Origin of the sequence: Fibrobacter sp. UWH6 (assembly GCF_900142465.1) — a bacterium.
In the GTDB taxonomy this organism is placed as follows: domain Bacteria; phylum Fibrobacterota; class Fibrobacteria; order Fibrobacterales; family Fibrobacteraceae; genus Fibrobacter.
In genome coordinates this window covers 34,247-51,034 of the sequence record NZ_FRAX01000001.1, presented here as the reverse complement: position 1 = coordinate 51,034, position 16,788 = coordinate 34,247, and the positions used below count along the sequence as shown (strand labels likewise).

Genomic DNA, 16,788 nt, shown 5'->3' with positions numbered 1-16,788 from the left:
AAGAATACCTTTTTGTCTCATTGCGTGTTTGGCAATTTTCGGGTGCAAGGAAGAAGTTGAAGCCCCGAAAGTTCAGGAAGTCCGCTCTTACAAGGGCGACGTAGAAGTCCTGAACAGCTGTGGTATGCAGGGTGCTGCTGCCTCCATGAGAAATTACCTGAGACAGAATGGTTTTGACGTGGTCAGTTCCCGCAATGACCGGTTGCAGAATTACGACGAGACGATCATCGTGCTGCGAAATCCGGAATGGGAAGGCGCGCAGGCATTGGCCAGGGCGCTCAAGACCGACAACGTGCTGGTTGTGGCAAGTAAGCGAGCCGTGGTAGACGCAGCGGTATATATCGGAAAAGACTTTAAACAAATCATCGAACCCGAAGAGGGAAATACAAAATGACAACAAGAAATGACCTGCCGGAATCCATCCAGCTGGGAGCAAGCATTCTTTTTGAACTGCGCGCCCAGAACGTGCAACTTATCGACCTTCGCGGCATCAAGGACGTAACCGACTTTTTCCTGGTTGCTACTTGCGAAAGCGAAGCCCAGATGCAGGCTATCCTCAATGAACTCCACAAGGAATTCAAGGCCAACAAGCTTTCATCCCTTGGTGTGGAATACAAGGAAGGTGTTCGTTGGGCCGTATTCGACGCAGGCCTGGACCTGATGGTACACCTGTTCGAAGAAGAAAAGCGCGCCGAAATTTCTTTGGACCGTCTGTATGCCGACGGCAAGATTGAAGAACTGAATGAAGCCGACTTCGTTCGCGAAGCCACCAAGAAGTCTGGAGACGACAATGAACTCGTTTGAGCAAGAAATTGCAAACGCCCTGGCAGCCACCGGCGCATTCGAAGCCGACGCCGCCCTAAAGCTTATCTCTGTGCCGCCTGATACCACCCACGGCAACTTCACCCTTCCCTGCTTCTCGCTGGCAAAGACCATGCGCAAGGCTCCGAAGATTATCGCCGAAGAATTGGCTGGTCAGGTAAAGCTGCCCGCCGGCCTTTCCAAGGTGGAAGCCGTGAACGGTTACCTGAACTTCTTTATCGACCGCAACTTCCTGGCAAAGTCCACTCTCGAAGCTATCGCCGAAAAGGGTCTCGCCTACGGCCACCAGGAATCCAACGGCAAGGTCGTGTGCATTGACTTCAGCTCCCCCAACATCGGTAAGGAACTGGCTTTCCACCACCTCCGTTCCACCATGATCGGTAACTCCCTGAGCCGTATTTACAAGGCCGCCGGTTACAAGGTCGAACGAATCAACCACCTGGGCGACTGGGGTACCGCATTCGGCAAGCTGATCGTGATGTACCTCCGCGAAAATCGTCCCACCGACCAGGCCACCCTGGATTCCCTGACAGTCAAGGAATTGAACATCCTTTATGCAGCCTTCTCCAAGGCATGCAAGGAAGAGCCGGGTCTCGAAGACGAAGCACGCGCCGCATTTACCAAGCTGGAACAGGGCGATGAATTCTACCGCACCCTGTGGTCTGCCTTTAAGGCCGCAACCCTGAAGGAACTGATGCGCATCTACGACATGATGGGCGTCGGCTTTGACCATTACACTGGCGAATCCTTCTTCGAAGACAAGATTCCCGCGATCCTCGACGAACTCCGCGAAAAGAACCTGATGATCAAGAGCCAGGATCTGGACGTGGTGATGCTGGACGAATTCGACCTGAATCCCTGCCTGATCCGCAAGAGCGACGGTTCTACCTTGTACGCAACCCGCGACTTGGCCGCAGCAGACTACCGCATGAAGGAATACAACTTCGACAAGTGCCTCTATGTGGTCGACCTGGGCCAGGCCCTGCACTTCAAGCAGGTATTCCATGTTCTTAAGAAGATGGGCCGCGAATGGTACACCAATATGTACCACATTCCCTTTGGCGTGATCCTCCAGTTGGTGGACGGCAAGTGGGAAAAGGGTAAGACTCGTACAGGTACCGCAAGCCTTTTGCGTGACGTCATTGAAGCCGCACAGAAGAAGATTCTTGAATTCATCGACGCCAAGAATCCGGAACTGGAAAACAAGGAACTGATTGCCCGCCAGATCGGTATTTCCGCACTGACCTTCAACGACCTGAAGAACAGCCGCGTGAAGGACGTCCGTTTTGATTGGGATGCCGTCATGAGCTTTGAAGGCGACACTGGTCCTTATGTCCAGAACGCACACGTCCGTCTCTGCAGCATCATGCGCAAGGCCGGCTACACCGTTCCCGTTTCCGACGTGAACTACGACCAGCTGGCAGACGATGCCGCCTATAGCTTGATCAACCTTCTTTCCAAGAAGGCCGACAAGATTCTCGGCGCTGTCGCCGCTGACGAACCCAGCGTTCTCGCCCAGTATGCATTGGAAATCGCAGAAGCCGCACACAAGTTCATCCACGAAGACCGAGTTCTCGGCAGCGCCGAAGAAAAGTCCCGTCTGTTCCTGGTGCAGTCCACCCAGATCGTCCTGGAAAACGTCCTGGACCTCCTGGGCCTCTTCCCGATTCGCTCCATGTAATACAGAAGCCGCAGCCAAAACCTGCGGCACCTTCAACAAAAAAGAACCGCGATCAAAACCGCGGTTCTTTTTTTATTCGCAACAACGGCTCATCGCTCGTTGTTCAAAACTCAATACTAGTTTCCGTTGATGCAGCGGACAGAGTAGGCGTTGGTCTTGCTGGGAACCAGCTGACGGACCATCTGGTCACTCATGCGGCCCATAGCCCAAATCCAGATGGTTTCGTTACGACCATTCTGAGCAGACCAGAAACCGGCGTATTCACCCATGTCTTCGTAACGAACGGTAGACTTACCAATCATCTTACGGTAACCGGAAGAGAATACGGAGAAGCCATATTCATCGGTACCGCCACCGCCCTGCCAGCCAGTGGTAGCTTTCATCTTCTTGGCAAAAGCTTCGCACTTGTCAACACCATCATAGCAGTGGGTAAGGCCAGTAATCATGTCCTGCCATTCGCGGTCACGGGGCAGATGCCAGCCCTCGGGGCAAGCCTTACGAGCGCCTTCCAGATCGTAGAGGCGGCCACCACGCATGCAGTAGGATTCCTTATCTTCGTAGCACCAGGAATGACCATCTACGTTGAAGTTCACGTTCTGGGCAAACCATTCACGGCCTTCCACCTTAATGGTACGATAAACCTGACCATCGCGGGGGTCGGTAAACATACCAGAAACTTCGCGGAGGGAAGCACGCTTTTCCTGTTCGGCCAGGCGGAATTCAGCCACCTTTTCGCGGCGGTACTTTTCGCGGCCTTCCAGTTCCTTCTTCCAGGCTTCCTGGGCAGCTTCGTTGGTAAACTTGATGCGAAGATCGGACACGGCAAACAGCTCATTGCCGCAAGCCAGATCCACACCGGCAATATTGATAATCTGTTCTACTTCAGACTTTTCCTTACCTTTGCCAGTTACAAAAGTACGAGGCTTGTTGAAATAGGAAATCCAGGCTTCCTTGGTTTCGCCGCAGACTTCATAGAAATTTTCTTTTTCAATTTTATCTGCAACGACAGTCAGATTACCGGCTACAGAGAATGCGAACGGACCTTCTTCAACCTTGAAGGACACCGGCTGCACAGCCTTGTAATGGGTGTACTTGCCAAAGCGGATATCGCCTTCGATTTTTGCAGAAGTGTAATCACCTTCGTTTTCTGCGTTGTAAATAGCGTCCCAAGTCTTGGGAGGAATTGCAAAAGAGCAGACTGCAGCCATGCCAAATGCCATAAAGACAGCGCTCTTGATCATGCGATTGAAATTCATTGTTCCTTCTTTTCCAAAAGAGATTTGTGATATAATTATAGCATTTTTCGGTACACTTTCAAACCATCTTTTTATAAACTAAAATCAACAAGGACCCAAAATAAACAACGGCCTAAAAGGGCCTGTTTTTTGTAAACAAAACAATAAAGTCAACAGGGATTTTTTAACTTTTTATCCATGGCTATCACACGTTACATTTTACAAATTCATTGCCCTGACCAAAAGGGCCTTATTGCCGGCACCACGCAAGTTCTTGCCAAGGCCGGTGCAAACATCATCGATCTCCAGCAGCATACCGCCAAGGACATCGAAACGTTCTTCCTCCGTGCAGTTTTCGAAGCAGATTCAGAAAATATTGAAGAAGTCCGCAAGCATCTGGAAACCTTGGAAGGTCACCTCCAGCTGAACTGGAAACTTTTCGACACCACCAAGGTGGAACGCGTCGCTATTTTCGTTTCCAAGACAGACCACTGCCTTTACGACCTGCTCCTGAAGCACCGCGACGGTGATCTCCCCTGCGAATTCAGCTGTATCGTAGGCAACCACACTGACTTGGCAGCTGTAGGCGGCTCCTTCGGCGTGCCTTTCTACTATGTTCCGTCTAATCCCGACAAGAACATTCCGGAAAACCGTTTCCGCGAAATTATCGAAGAAACCAAGACCGACACCGTGGTGCTCGCCCGCTACATGCAGATTCTTTCTGCCGCCTTTACCGAAGAATTCAAGTACCGCATCATCAACATCCACCACGGCTTCCTGCCCGCATTCAAGGGTGCCAAGCCCTACCATCAGGCATGGAACAAGGGTGTGAAGATTATCGGTGCCACCGCCCACTTCGCAACCGAAGACCTGGACCAGGGCCCCATTATCGCCCAGGACATCCAGCGCGTGCCCGAAACCGCCAGCATCAATGAACTGGTGGAACTGGGTAAGGATATCGAAAAGCGCACCCTGTCCCAGGCCCTGAAGCTCTGGCTGGAACATCGCGTATTCGTTTATAACGGCCGTACCTTTATTCTCTAAGGAGGAATTATGTCCGAAGAACAGAACAATCAGGAAGTTGAAAATCAGGAAGCCGAAATCCAGGCCGCAACTGCTCCCGTGGAACCGGTTGCCGAACCTGTTGCAGAACCGACTTACGACCCCTCCATGACACAACCTCAGGTCATCGTCCAGAGGGAACGCGGATTTTCCCACTATGTGGGTTTCGCCCTGTTGTGCGTCCTGTGCATCCTCTTCTACTTCGCACCGGGCATCGCCCTCACCTATGTCATCAACATGATTCCCGGCGTAAGCCTGGGCGCCATGGCCGCATGGGTTTTCAGCGCCGTGCTGAGCGTTGTAGTCTGGTTGATCTTCAAGCTTAAGATTAAGGGTTTCAAGAAATCCTTCTACGTTTATATCGGAGTCTGCGTGCTGGTGGTAGCCATCCTGATTGCCGCAGAAATCCTGACCGAACAGACTGGCGTCTTTGCAAATATCGCCGCCATGCTGACCGGGGCAAACGCATAGAACCCAAATTTTGTATATCCATAAAAAACAGCGAGTTTTAAAATGACAAAGACTGATGCATTCGTCCATTTTCTGGTAGAATCCGGCGCCCTCAAGTTCGGCGACTTCGTAACCAAGAGCGGCCGTAACACCCCGTATTTCATCAACACCGGAGAATTCCGTACCGGCGCATCCCTTTCCAAGCTGGCAGAATTCTACGCCGCCGCTTTCGTCGAACATTTTGACGGCAAGGCAACCAACCTCTATGGTCCCGCCTACAAGGGCATCCCCCTGTGCGCAGCTACCGCCATGAAGCTTTCCGACGTGTACGCCAAGAACCTGACCTTCACCTACAATCGTAAGGAAGTGAAGGACCACGGTGAAGGCGGCTCCTTGGTAGGCTACAAGTATGCTGAAAAGACCAACGTAGTCATTATCGAAGATGTGATTACCGCTGGTACTTCCGTGAACGAAACCCTCCAGATCCTCAAGAACATCGAAAACGCAAATGTGATCGGTCTTCTGATTTCCGTGGACCGCAAGGAAAAGTTGGACAACGGCAAGTCTGCCCTGCAGACCGTTCAGGAAGAATACGGAATTGAAGCTCACTCCATCGTGAACATCAACGACATCATCGCCTTCCTGGAAAAGGAAGAAAACCGCAAGGCCATCAACGCTCCGGAAGGCATCCTGGAAAAGGTTTACGCCTACCGTGAACAGTGGGGCGCTGTTTAGGATAAAGGTTAAAGAATGAAGGTTAAAGGAGAAAGATTTTCTTTACACTTTAACCTTTACGCTAATATCGCTATGAGAAATGTTCTTGTTCTGATGATAGCTATTTTGGTTTGCACTCTTGTTGGGTGCAGCCAAAGTTATCATTGGACCAAGTCTCATCCCGCATACCATAAGGCCCCCTACGGGGAACTGGCCGTTGCCGGCGTACAGGACGCATTTGTCCTGACACGCACCAGCTGGTTTGCCAAGCGACTTGACTTTGGAGACAGCACCCAGATCAAGTCAACGGAATTCTGCGCCCAGATTATGCTGGACGAACTTCGCGGCGGATATAGCAAGCTGAATGTCCTTTCGGAAAAAGTCCTCGCCGGCTTCCCCGAAGAAAGTCAGAAACTGGACGACCGCATTTTCATGAAGGGCAAACTTCCTGAACAGGGAGTCGTCGTCAAGGACAGCGCAGGCAAAGTGCCGCCCGAGATTTTACTGATTCATGAAGTTATCGTCGGAACCGACCTGAAGCGGGAAGACTACTTTGATTACGCCCTGATCCACAATGAAAGTCAGGAAAAATCCGTAGTCCAGAATATCAGCGCCATCGTATCCTACACTTTATGGGACAATCTGAAGCAACGTCCGCTGTTTAGCGCCGTCGATGAAATTCAGCATCCCATTGTCAAGTTCAGTTTGCAGGACCTGGAGCTTCTTGTTCGAGCCTCCGTGCGACAGATTCGCAGCAACCTTTATACGGGAGTGAATAAATGAAGTCCTTCCGTTCTTTAATCGGTTTGCTGTTATTCGTCTTCATAACCATCGCCAATGCAGGCAACGTCTACTTCGATTCCAGGTGGACCCTCTGGCAGAATGCAGACATTCTTATCTGGAACATCGATAAGGAACTTCCCATCGACCCCAAGGAGTTCTGCCTTTCCCTCCGCAGAACCAACATGGGCATCGGCGAACCCAAATGCCGTACCCTAGGCGAATGGGAACGAGACTCTATCGCGGTCCGTTACGGAAGCTGGCTCAGCGCCAACATCGAGCCGGGTCTAACGTCGGGCCACCTCAAGGCACGACACCCTTCCATGAGTGCAAAGATTCAGTCTGTCGAAGACAAGATCGTCATGTTCATTTCGGACAAGGGTAGCGAGCTCCTGATTGCCATTTTTGACGAGACCTCTTCTGAACCAAGATCTGCGGGAACAGTACCAAAGAAAGCCGACAAGATCGCCCTTGGCGACGACATTGCAGGCACCTTTTTCGACCGCAATACAACCCGCAGGCTCAGCAAGGAAGAACGGGCCAAGAAGCTAACCGAACCCGATGACTTCTACAAGGAAGTTCCCGATTTCAGAGCATGGGCCGGTATTTCAGCCGGTTACGCCCAGGCCCAAATTCCCTTTACTCCGGACAGCTGGTACAACAGCCACACAAGAAGTCGCATTCACAATTACCGCACCACCAAGGATTCCGTTTCTCTGTGGAATTTCATTGACGACTCCACACCATTATTTACTTTGTACGCAGGCGGAACTTGGTACGGCTTTATCGGCGGCGAAATATTCTATCGTTATTCCAAACACGCCGCAAAAACAGATGATAGGGATACCATATATAACGAGTTGGACCACTGGGACTTTACGCAACACGAAGTCGGTCTAAACGTCATGTTTTCTAAATCCTTCGATCCTTTCAAATGGCTCGACATTCACAGTTTTGCCTTCCTGGGTTTCCAATACAGTTTCTACTCCGAAGATATCGCGGTCAAGAATACGGTCAGCAAGCCTTCTAGATCTTACGAATCCCGAGTCAAGTTTGAAGACGCCTATAAGGGAGCCCTACTAGGTTTTGGTGGGCAATTCGTATTCCTCGACCATTATGGATTTAGTGTCCGTACAGGAATTTCTAGCCGCGGACGCGATGTCTACACAGCCCCCTCTCCCGAGGCTGCGGCGGAGCCCACAACAGTTGGCGCATCCACTGTAGACTGGTTCATCAGCTTCGGTATTGAATACCACTGGAACAAAATTTTCTAACTTTGCGCTCATTATGAGCGAAGAAGTAAAAGAAGAAAACGTTTCCAAGGAAACAAAAGTCAACCCGTTTTTGACTCCGATTAATATTATTGAGCCCGAGCACAAGCTCCCCGACTATACTTTTGACATGCTGCCGGCCGAACAGAAGGCCATTCTCGCAAGCCACGGCTGGACCGACCTGATGCCCGTCCAGCGTAAGACCATGCCCTATATGCTGGCCGCCCGCGATATGCTGGTGCAGTCCAAGACAGGTTCCGGCAAGACCGGCGCATACGTGCTGCCCCTTTTGCAGGTCATCGTTCGTGACCACCTGTTTCCCCAGGCATTGATTCTGGTGCCCACCCGCGAATTGGCAATTCAGGTGCAGGACGAAGTTCAGAAACTTTCTGCAGGGACAGGCATCAAGTCTGTGGCCATCTTCGGTGGCGTTTCTTACGAACCCCAGCTGAAGGCTCTTAAGGAAGGCGTGCATATTATCGTAGCCACACCGGGCCGTCTGATGGACCATGTGCAGCGCGGTAACGTAGACTTTTTGGACATCCGCGACTTGGTTCTGGACGAAGCCGACGAAATGCTTTCCATGGGTTTCTACCCCGACATGCAGAAGATCCGCAAGTATCTTCCCAAGCAGTTGGCCTGTACCATGTTCAGTGCCACCATTCCCCAGACCGTCAAGAGCCTGGCCCGCGAATTCCAGCGACCCTCCGCAGAGTTCCTTTCTCTGTCTTATGACAAGGTTATCGCAAACAATCTTGAACACCGCTGGTATTCCTGCGACGTAATGGATAAGGATTCCATGACCATCAAGGTTCTGGAATATGAGAACCCCGAAAGTTGCATGATTTTCTGCAACAAGAAATGCGACGTCAGCTATCTGGAACAGGTTCTTTCCGGTTACGGTTTTAACGTTGGCGCATTGTCTGGCGACGTTAGCCAGTCTCTCCGCGAAAAGACCCTAAACGCCTTCCGCGAAAAGAAATTGCGCATCTTGATTTGTACAGACGTTGCCGCCCGCGGTATTGACGTGGACCACGTCACCCACGTTATCGTTTACGACCACCCGGACGATCATGAAGTTTACGTGCATCGCAGCGGACGTACCGCCCGTGCAGGCCGTAGCGGTGTCTGCATTTCCCTGATTACCCCGGTGGAAGAAATTGAAATCAAGAAGACTGCAGCAGACTTCGGTATCAATTTCATCAAGCAGGAACCTCTGACCAACGAAGCCATCGCCAAGAAGGTTGGCGAACGCACCCTCAAGCAACTGCAAGAGGTTAGCAAGCACTTCGGTGGACAGAAGGCCAAGGAACGCATCAGCCACTTCATCCCCCTGGCCAGGGAACTGGCTAACGGAACCCAGGATCAGCAGATGCTCCTAGCCTACCTGCTGGACCGGTATGTTTGGAAAAAATAGGTCTTGGGCTATGAGGTATGAGGTCGGCTCCTAAAGGAGCCTCTGAGGTATATCCAAAAACTCTACCACATAGTTCCTTAAAATCTCACCTCAAAGCGAGCAACGCGAGCGACCTCATACCTCAAAGCGCGAAGCGCGAGCTCACACCTCAAAATGGCTAAGATTAAAGTAAAGAACGCAAGAGAAATTGAACTGATCCGCGACGCAGGCGCTCTGGCAGCAGAAACCCTGATTCGCGCAGGCGAAATGTGCAAGCCCGGTGTCTGCACCCTGGAAATCGATGAATTCATCGGTGATTACACCCGTCAGCACAAGGGCATTTCCGCCTGTAAGGGTTACCACGGTTACCCCCGCTATGCCTGCATCAGTATCAATGAAGTTATCTGCCACGGCATCCCCGACGCCAAGACCATCCTTAAGGAAGGCGACATCGTAAACATCGACATCACCACCATCCTCCAAGGTTATCACGGCGACACTTCCGCCATGTTTACCGTAGGCAAGGTCAGCAAGCTAGCACAGGAACTGGTGGACACCGCCAAGTTCGCCATGGAAGAAGGCATCCGCGTTGCAGGCGAACAGGGTGCCCGCTGGAACGACATCGGTTACGCCATCAATGACATTGCCGACGAACACGGTTTCAGCGTGGTTCAAGACTACTGCGGTCATGGTATCGGCCGTGGTTTCCACGAAGAGCCCCTGGTGTTCCACTTCCGCAACAACGAACTGACCAGTTTCATTGAACCCGGCAACGTGTTCACCGTCGAGCCCATGCTGAATGCAGGCAAGCCCGGCACCAAGACTCTGTCTGACGGTTGGACTGCAGTGACCCGCGATGGCACCCTCAGCGCCCAGTGGGAACACACCGTGGTCAAGACCAAGGACGGCATCGAAATTCTGACCCTCCCCCGCTAATCGAAAAGGTGTGAGGCGCGAGGTATGAGGACGGAGCCTTCGGCTCCTTTCAGCTAGATAATCGCGACAAAGGCGCCTAACTTTAGCTCACAGCTCATTACTCATCGCTCACAACTATTCACTGTTCACTATTCACTCTTCACAACAATGTCTCTGCTCAGTAATCTCCGCGACAAAGCTGTGGTAGCCTTCGTCAAGAATCACGAACTAGTCAAGAAGTTCGGTGATGTCCAGTCCGTGTCTATAGATTCAGACAAAGGAACTGCAGACGTTTCCGTGTTGCTCCATGGAGAAATCTTCCCAATCAAGTTCCGCGGTTACTATTACTTTGATGATACCGATAAAGGTACCGACATCGTGATCCGCAAGATTACCAGCGAACGACAGTGGATTGATGAAGCCCTGGAATACTGGCTGGGCGATAAGACTCTGCGCTATACACTTCCTGGATTAGCCGGAGGCCTGGCCAAGGTATTGTTCTAGTCCATCAATAAATAGATCCGAAAACGAGACATTCAAAAAAATCTCCGCCCCAGTGAGGCGGAGATTTTTCAGTTTAAGCCATTATTTCTTTTTTGCGGTTTTTGGTTTCGCAGCAGTCGATTTCTTTGCTGTTGCCTTTTTCGCTGTCACCTTCTTTTCTGCAGGTTTCTTGGCAGCAGGCCTCGCACCTTTTTCCCATTCTTCAAGGAAAATCGGCTTTTCTAAGGCCCCGAATATAATCCCAAGGAATTTCATCCCCTTAACATCGGGACAATTACTAAAGCTTTTCTCAATATCAAGATCTGCCAAAAGGAGCATCGCCCCACTCTAGGAACCAGTCGTATTCGCTCCGGCACCAGTCAAAAACCTTTTCTGCCATGGCATTGTCGGGTGAACCATCTTCCTTTTTGAAAGTCAGTTTATAGGTTGCATCATGTCTACAAGGGTCCTATCAATCATTCTTTTAGATATATCGTACAAAACGAAAATTCTTAAAGGGAACTCTCACAAACGTGAGAATCATCACTTCACGAGCAATCTTTCCACTTCGCTGTCAAACCGCCAATAGATTACTTTCCAGAATTCCGATAATCGTAGAACGAAACGAAAACCTCCGCAAAATAAGACACTGATGTTTGCGCATTTCATGAACGATCCTCAAATTCTATTGTATATTTCAAGGGCACTCACATTTTTTTTGCACCAGAAGGATTCAAGAGGACTCTATGGAAATAAACGACAAGACCGCCGACATGCTTAAGGATAAATTTTCCAAGCTTCTTTTCGAACTGATTACCGAGATTCCCGAATCCCTCTATGTCGAAACAGCCGACCCCGGCGAAAAAGTGAAGAAACTGACCCAGCAGGCAGCCATCAAGGCAGCAGCCGTCAGTGCCACACTTTCTATCCCCGCTGGCTTTACCGGAGTCCTGACCTCCATCCCCGACATTGCCTCCGTCTGGCGTATACAGGCCCAGCTGGTCTCCGACATTGCCGCTACTTATGGCAAGGTAGCCCTCCTCAGCCGCGAAGCCATGGTCTGGTGCCTCTTCCGCCACAGCGCCGCCTCCCTCCTCCGCGACCTGGCAGTCCGCACCGGCAGTCGCATTATCGTGCAAAAGCTTTCCCTCAGCGCTCTGGAAAAGATCCTCCAGAAAATCGGTCTGAAAGTTTCTACCAAGATGCTTGGTCGAGTGGCCCTCCGAGCCATCCCAGCCATCGGCGCCATCGGCAACGGAGCCTACACCTTCTACGACACCAACGAGGTGGGAAAAACGGCTGCTGCCTACTTCAAGGCCCTTTCGGACCAGGATCCGGAAGTTCAGGATGCAGAACCTGCCGAGCCCCAAGATTAATATATAGGCTTAGCAGGTCGGTCCCGCAAACCTATAAAAAACCTTTTATTTTTAAAAATTTCAAGAAATCCGGGTCAAAAAGGCCTGGATTTCGCTGTTTAATGGCCCCAAAAATACCCCGCCCTTGACCCCACCCCCTTTTTTTTCTATCTTTGCGCGCAACTCAAATAACATCAACTCCATTTGTGGAATAAAAAATGAAAAACATTGCAACTCACAGAAACATTGGTATTTCTGCCCACATCGACTCCGGTAAGACCACTCTTACCGAACGTATCCTCTACTACACCAAGCGTATTCACGCTATCCACGAAGTTCGTGGTAAGGACGGCGTCGGTGCCACGATGGACTCCATGGAACTCGAACGCGAACGCGGCATTACCATTCAGTCTGCTGCTACCTTCGCAAGCTGGACTCACACCAAGTCTGGCGAAGCTGACACCATCAACATCATCGATACCCCGGGGCACGTGGACTTCACTATCGAAGTTGAACGTTCTCTCCGTGTGCTTGACGGTGCTATCCTCGTTCTTACCGGCGTGGAAGGCGTTCAGTCTCAGTCTATTACCGTTGACCGCCAGATGCGCCGCTATCATGTGCCCCGCGTTGTGTTTGTCAACAAGTGCGACCGTTCCGGTGCAAATCCGCTCCGCGTTGCAGTTATGCTCAAGGAAAAGCTGAACCACAAGCCCTGCGTTATGCAGATTCCTATCGGTCTCGAAGACCAACTGAAGGGTGTGGTCGACCTGGTTGAAATGAAGGCCTACTACTTCGAAGGCGCCAACGGCGACGACATGATCGAAAAGGAAATTCCGGCTGAACTGGTTGACCAGGCTCAGGAATACCGTGAAAAGCTCGTTGACTGCTGCGCAGACTACAACGACGAAATCATGGAAAAGGCTATGGAAGGCATGTATGGCGTTGATGAAATCGACAAGGATCTCATCAAGAAGACCATCCGCGAAGCTACCATTTCTCTCGAAATCACTCCGGTGTTCATGGGTTCCGCTCACAAGAACATTGGTATCCAGAAGCTCCTCGACGGTGTTGTGGACTACCTCCCGAACCCGACCGAAGTTGAAAACAAGGCTCTGGACATCGACAACAACGAAGCAGAAGTTGTCCTGAAGTCCGAAGATGCTGAACCGCTGGTTTGCTACGCATTCAAGCTGGTCAACGACCGCTATGGTCAGCTGACCTACATCCGCGTTTACCAGGGTACCATCAAGAAGGGCGACATGATCACCAACATGGCAACCACCAAGAAGGTTTCCGTTGGCCGTCTCGTTCGTATGCACGCTGATGAAATGGTGGATATCACCGAAGCTGGTGCAGGCGACATCGTTGCTCTGTTCGGTATTGACTGCGCATCCGGTACTACCTTTACCGATGGCAAGAACCACTACAACATGACCTCCATGCACGTTCCTAACCCGGTTATCGAACTGGTGATCGAAGCTAAGAACCGTGACGACCTGGACAACATGTCTAAGGCCCTGAACCGCTTCACCAAGGAAGACCCCACCTTCCAGGTTGAAGTTAACAAGGAATCTGGCGAAACCATCATCAAGGGTATGGGCGAACTTCATCTTGACGTTTACATCGAACGTATGCGTCGTGAATACAAGGTTGACGTCCAGACTGGTGCTCCGCAGGTTGCATACCGCGAAACCATCACTCGTTCTTCCAAGTTCGACTACACTCATAAGAAGCAGACCGGTGGTAGCGGTCAGTACGCTAAGGTTGTCGGCGAAATGCGTCCGATGGCTGTCGAAGGCGACTCCGAAAAGGTTTACAACTTCGTTAACTCCGTCGTTGGCGGCCGTATTCCTAAGGAATACATCCCGTCCTGCGATAAGGGTTTCCAGAGCTGCATGGAAGCAGGTTCCTTGATCGGCTTCCCGGTTGTGGGTATCGAAATGGACGTTCAGGATGGTGCATTCCACCCGGTTGACTCCTCTGATATGGCCTTCCAGGTTGCTGCTCGTATGGCTTTCCGCGAAGCTTTCGCTAAGGCCGGCGCTCAGATCCTCGAACCGATCATGAAGGTTGAAATCCAGACCCCGACCGAATTCCAGGGTTCCGTTGTTGGTAACGTTTCTCAGCGTCGTGGTACCATCGCTGGTACTAACGAAGAACTGGGCATGACCACCATCACCGCTGAAGTTCCGCTGTCCGAAATGTTCGGCTACGCAACTGACCTGCGTTCTATGACCCAGGGTAAGGCAGAATTCACCATGGAATTCTGCAAGTACTCTCCGGTTCCCAAGAACATCCAGGAAGAACTCATCAAGAAGTACGGCGACAAGGCTGGCGCACGCGCTTAACGAGACCGTTCGGGCCCATTCAGAATGCAAGTTCCGGCAGGCCCTCACTCTCGCTAAAAAGACCTCGGTTAATACCGAGGTCTTTTTGCTCACAGGGAGACCGTTCGGGCCCATTCAGAATGCAAGTTCTGGCAGGCCCTCACTCTCGCTAAAAAAGACCTCGGTTAATACCGAGGTCTTTTTTTGCTCACGGCCCCAAACGTTTAATTGAGTTCAACTCAGAATTAGAAGAAGTCCCGCGGGAAACCGCGGGACTTTTTCACATGTACACAACACAAGGAAGGGTGTTTTACCGACACCCTCCCATAAATACACAAGAGCCCCGCGGGACAAGCCCGCGGGACTCAGTGGAATTAGAAGAGAACAAGTGTGCTTCCTATCTATTCCTACCCGTATGGTTCGATCCGGCATCCCTTCTCTAGAACCAGAAATAGATTGGAAGCACGATAATAATATACCTCGCAAAACGGTTAGCGGAAACTTTTTCTGCTAAACCCCTATTCCCAAAAAGAACGTTCCAATTTGTATTAAATCGGCGGCCTAGGGCAGCACCTTTGTGGCCTTCTTGGCAGCGCGCCAGAATTCCTGCAGACGTTCAGGAGTTTCCTCCTTCATTTCCTTGCCTTCGTCGCGAGCCATCTGTTCCACGATACGGAAGCGCTTTTCGAACTTGGTGTTGGCCCGTTCCAGTGCCAGGGCCGCATTGAAGCCGCAATGGCGGGCCACGTTCACCAGGCTGAACAAGATATCGCCGAACTCATCTTCCATGCGGTCGATGTTGTTGCATTCCGCAGAGGAGGCTTGCATTTCGGCACGGAATTCGCTAAATTCCTCCACAGCTTTGTTGAATACAGGTTCTGCCTCGACCCAATCAAATCCGACCTTGGCGGCACGCCGCTGGATTTCCTGGGCACGGGCCAGCGTGGGCATGCTCTTGCTTACTTTATCCATAGCGGACTTGCCGACCATGTCCTGATTGTTCTTTTCCGCAGCCTTGATGCGTTCCCATCTACGGGTCACCTCGGAGGCATCATCCACCTTGGCATCGCCAAACACATGAGGATGACGTCGGACCATTTTTTCGCAGATTCCCTGCACAACGTCGTCGATACAGAAATCGCCATTGTCCTTCGCGACCTGTGAATGGAATACCACCTGGAAGAGCACATCTCCCAGTTCCTCGGCCATGTGAACCTTGTCGTTGGCCTGGGCTGCGTCGATATATTCGTGGGATTCTTCCACCAAGTAGGGGAGCAGGGACTGGTGCGTCTGCTTACGGTCCCAGGGGCAGCCATTTTCCGAGCGGAGGGTGGCCATGATATTCACAAGATCTTGAAAGGAATACTTCATATGGGTAAAAATAGAAAAGCCGAAGAGTACGTCAGCCAGGAATTAGAACCGAAACTGTTTCCGCTACTGCTGGGCGAATCGTCTTTGAGGCCAAAGCGTCTATTCTACAAGGGCGCACTGCCAGAAAAAGACTCCATTGGAATTGCCATGGTAGGCACCCGACGTCCAGGCAGTTCCGCCCCAGAACTTTGCCGCAGGCTGGTACATTCCCTGAAAGGCACCAAGGCGGTCATCGTCTCGGGGCTCGCTCAAGGCATCGACAGCTACTGCCACGAAGCCGCCCTGGAGGCGGGCCTCCCCACCATCGCCGTCATCGCCCAGGGAATCGACGCAAGAATCCCCGGAGAACGCGCCGACCTGGCCCGCCGCATCCTGGAATCCGGAGGCGCTATCCTTAGCGAGTACGCCGGCGACCAGGCCTCCCTGAAGGGCATGTTTCCGGCCCGTAACCGCATCATCAGCGGTCTTAGCCGCGCTACGGTACTGGTACAGAGCAAGAGCAAGGGCGGGGCCCTGATCACGGCGGATTACTGCCTTGGAGAGGGCAAGTTGCTATTAGCCGTGCCGGGAGATTTTGACAGCGAAGTGGCCTGCGGCCCCAATCTTTATTTGGACTGCGGGAAGGCAAAGCCAATTTTTTTACCGGAAAGTCTGAGAGTGCAGGCAGGAATTCCCTTGACCGCCCATAGCCAGGAAGCTCCCTCTTTGCAGAATCTCGCCCACACCGGCTGCCAGCTTTCCCAGGAGGCCACCATGATTTTTACAAAGTTCAACGGATTCCGCAAGACTTTTTCAGAAATTCAAGCGGATTGTAACTTTAAGACTGGCAACATTTTAGCTATATTAACGGAACTTGAGATTGCAGGATTGGTCCAGACGAAGGACAATATGCAGTTCTACTTTAATGGGAGCCTTTAGTTTTGAGC

Annotated in this window: 17 protein-coding genes; 14 read left to right on the top strand and 3 right to left on the bottom strand. The window is 51.5% G+C overall.

Annotated features, from left to right (window positions below):
* The first annotated feature begins 28 nt into the window (after positions 1 to 28).
* From BUB73_RS00250 to argS, 3 genes are read left to right on the top strand one after another with little or no spacing between them, the layout of a single operon-like run.
* Positions 29 to 394, top strand: coding sequence for a LytR C-terminal domain-containing protein (locus BUB73_RS00250; RefSeq protein ID WP_073155694.1), 366 nt, complete (start codon positions 29 to 31; stop codon positions 392 to 394).
* Complete coding sequence (gene rsfS / locus BUB73_RS00245; RefSeq protein ID WP_073155691.1) at positions 391 to 804, top strand: ribosome silencing factor; 414 nt, start codon at positions 391 to 393, stop codon at positions 802 to 804. The genes BUB73_RS00250 and rsfS overlap by 4 nt, the downstream gene beginning before the upstream one ends.
* A complete protein-coding gene (gene argS, locus BUB73_RS00240; RefSeq protein ID WP_073155688.1) occupies positions 791 to 2,503 on the top strand; it encodes an arginine--tRNA ligase in 1,713 nt (570 codons plus the stop codon). The genes rsfS and argS overlap by 14 nt, the downstream gene beginning before the upstream one ends.
* A 116-nt stretch (positions 2,504 to 2,619) precedes the next feature.
* Here argS and BUB73_RS00235 read toward each other — a convergent pair whose 3' ends face one another.
* The gene (locus tag BUB73_RS00235; protein ID WP_073155685.1) at positions 2,620 to 3,759 is read right to left on the bottom strand and encodes a fibrobacter succinogenes major paralogous domain-containing protein; all 1,140 of its coding nucleotides are present in this window, start codon (positions 3,757 to 3,759) and stop codon (positions 2,620 to 2,622) included.
* A gap of 177 nt (positions 3,760 to 3,936) precedes the next feature.
* On the opposite strand from BUB73_RS00235, the gene purU reads away from it, so the two are divergent.
* The 8 genes from purU (at position 3,937) to BUB73_RS00195 (ending at position 10,830) form a co-directional block, all read left to right on the top strand.
* Positions 3,937 to 4,782, top strand: a complete 846-nt coding sequence (gene purU, locus BUB73_RS00230) for a formyltetrahydrofolate deformylase (RefSeq protein WP_073155683.1) — start codon at positions 3,937 to 3,939, stop codon at positions 4,780 to 4,782.
* A 9-nt stretch (positions 4,783 to 4,791) separates the two neighbouring features.
* On the top strand, positions 4,792 to 5,271 hold the full coding sequence (locus tag BUB73_RS00225) for a hypothetical protein (RefSeq protein WP_073155680.1): 480 nt from the start codon (positions 4,792 to 4,794) through the stop codon (positions 5,269 to 5,271).
* Between the two features lie 42 nt (positions 5,272 to 5,313).
* The gene (gene pyrE, locus BUB73_RS00220) at positions 5,314 to 5,985 is read left to right on the top strand and encodes an orotate phosphoribosyltransferase (RefSeq protein ID WP_073155678.1); all 672 of its coding nucleotides are present in this window, start codon (positions 5,314 to 5,316) and stop codon (positions 5,983 to 5,985) included.
* Between the two features lie 93 nt (positions 5,986 to 6,078).
* Entirely contained in the window at positions 6,079 to 6,747 is a 669-nt protein-coding gene (locus BUB73_RS00215) for a hypothetical protein (RefSeq protein ID WP_254794983.1), read from the top strand.
* A complete protein-coding gene (locus BUB73_RS00210) occupies positions 6,744 to 8,018 on the top strand; it encodes a hypothetical protein (RefSeq protein WP_073282770.1) in 1,275 nt (424 codons plus the stop codon). Before BUB73_RS00215 ends, BUB73_RS00210 begins: the two co-directional genes overlap by 4 nt.
* A 13-nt stretch (positions 8,019 to 8,031) precedes the next feature.
* A complete protein-coding gene (locus tag BUB73_RS00205) occupies positions 8,032 to 9,432 on the top strand; it encodes a DEAD/DEAH box helicase (protein ID WP_073282767.1) in 1,401 nt (466 codons plus the stop codon).
* A 153-nt stretch (positions 9,433 to 9,585) separates the two neighbouring features.
* The gene (map, locus tag BUB73_RS00200) at positions 9,586 to 10,347 is read left to right on the top strand and encodes a type I methionyl aminopeptidase (protein WP_073155667.1); all 762 of its coding nucleotides are present in this window, start codon (positions 9,586 to 9,588) and stop codon (positions 10,345 to 10,347) included.
* 147 nt (positions 10,348 to 10,494) lie between these two features.
* On the top strand, positions 10,495 to 10,830 hold the full coding sequence (locus BUB73_RS00195) for a hypothetical protein (RefSeq protein ID WP_073155664.1): 336 nt from the start codon (positions 10,495 to 10,497) through the stop codon (positions 10,828 to 10,830).
* Positions 10,831 to 10,911: 81 nt separating this feature from the next.
* On the opposite strand, the gene BUB73_RS17115 is transcribed toward BUB73_RS00195, so the two are convergent.
* Complete coding sequence (locus tag BUB73_RS17115; RefSeq protein ID WP_175552179.1) at positions 10,912 to 11,139, bottom strand: hypothetical protein; 228 nt, start codon at positions 11,137 to 11,139, stop codon at positions 10,912 to 10,914.
* Between the two features lie 416 nt (positions 11,140 to 11,555).
* Here BUB73_RS17115 and BUB73_RS00185 point away from each other — a divergent pair, with 416 nt between their 5' ends.
* Positions 11,556 to 12,185, top strand: coding sequence for an EcsC family protein (locus BUB73_RS00185; RefSeq protein WP_073155659.1), 630 nt, complete (start codon positions 11,556 to 11,558; stop codon positions 12,183 to 12,185).
* Between the two features lie 197 nt (positions 12,186 to 12,382).
* The gene (gene fusA, locus BUB73_RS00180) at positions 12,383 to 14,512 is read left to right on the top strand and encodes an elongation factor G (protein WP_073155656.1); all 2,130 of its coding nucleotides are present in this window, start codon (positions 12,383 to 12,385) and stop codon (positions 14,510 to 14,512) included.
* A 540-nt stretch (positions 14,513 to 15,052) separates the two neighbouring features.
* Here the strand turns inward: fusA and mazG are convergent.
* Positions 15,053 to 15,862: a nucleoside triphosphate pyrophosphohydrolase gene (mazG, locus tag BUB73_RS00175; protein WP_073155653.1), complete on the bottom strand. Its 810-nt coding sequence runs from the start codon at positions 15,860 to 15,862 to the stop codon at positions 15,053 to 15,055.
* On the opposite strand from mazG, the gene BUB73_RS00170 reads away from it, so the two are divergent.
* A complete protein-coding gene (locus tag BUB73_RS00170) occupies positions 15,863 to 16,780 on the top strand; it encodes a DNA-processing protein DprA (RefSeq protein ID WP_073282761.1) in 918 nt (305 codons plus the stop codon).
* Positions 16,781 to 16,788 lie beyond the last annotated feature (8 nt).

Bases quoted from the DNA above. Each gene is read 5' to 3' on its own strand.
- rsfS (WP_073155691.1), top strand. From the start codon at position 391: ATGACAACAAGAAATGACCTGCCGGAATCCATCCAGCTGGGAGCAAGC.
- argS (WP_073155688.1), top strand. From the start codon at position 791: ATGAACTCGTTTGAGCAAGAAATTGCAAACGCCCTGGCAGCCACCGGC.
- BUB73_RS00235 (WP_073155685.1), bottom strand. From the start codon at position 3,759: ATGAATTTCAATCGCATGATCAAGAGCGCTGTCTTTATGGCATTTGGC.
- purU (WP_073155683.1), top strand. From the start codon at position 3,937: ATGGCTATCACACGTTACATTTTACAAATTCATTGCCCTGACCAAAAG.
- BUB73_RS00225 (WP_073155680.1), top strand. From the start codon at position 4,792: ATGTCCGAAGAACAGAACAATCAGGAAGTTGAAAATCAGGAAGCCGAA.
- pyrE (WP_073155678.1), top strand. From the start codon at position 5,314: ATGACAAAGACTGATGCATTCGTCCATTTTCTGGTAGAATCCGGCGCC.
- BUB73_RS00215 (WP_254794983.1), top strand. From the start codon at position 6,079: ATGATAGCTATTTTGGTTTGCACTCTTGTTGGGTGCAGCCAAAGTTAT.
- BUB73_RS00210 (WP_073282770.1), top strand. From the start codon at position 6,744: ATGAAGTCCTTCCGTTCTTTAATCGGTTTGCTGTTATTCGTCTTCATA.
- BUB73_RS00205 (WP_073282767.1), top strand. From the start codon at position 8,032: ATGAGCGAAGAAGTAAAAGAAGAAAACGTTTCCAAGGAAACAAAAGTC.
- map (WP_073155667.1), top strand. From the start codon at position 9,586: ATGGCTAAGATTAAAGTAAAGAACGCAAGAGAAATTGAACTGATCCGC.
- BUB73_RS00195 (WP_073155664.1), top strand. From the start codon at position 10,495: ATGTCTCTGCTCAGTAATCTCCGCGACAAAGCTGTGGTAGCCTTCGTC.
- BUB73_RS00185 (WP_073155659.1), top strand. From the start codon at position 11,556: ATGGAAATAAACGACAAGACCGCCGACATGCTTAAGGATAAATTTTCC.
- fusA (WP_073155656.1), top strand. From the start codon at position 12,383: ATGAAAAACATTGCAACTCACAGAAACATTGGTATTTCTGCCCACATC.
- mazG (WP_073155653.1), bottom strand. From the start codon at position 15,862: ATGAAGTATTCCTTTCAAGATCTTGTGAATATCATGGCCACCCTCCGC.
- BUB73_RS00170 (WP_073282761.1), top strand. From the start codon at position 15,863: ATGGGTAAAAATAGAAAAGCCGAAGAGTACGTCAGCCAGGAATTAGAA.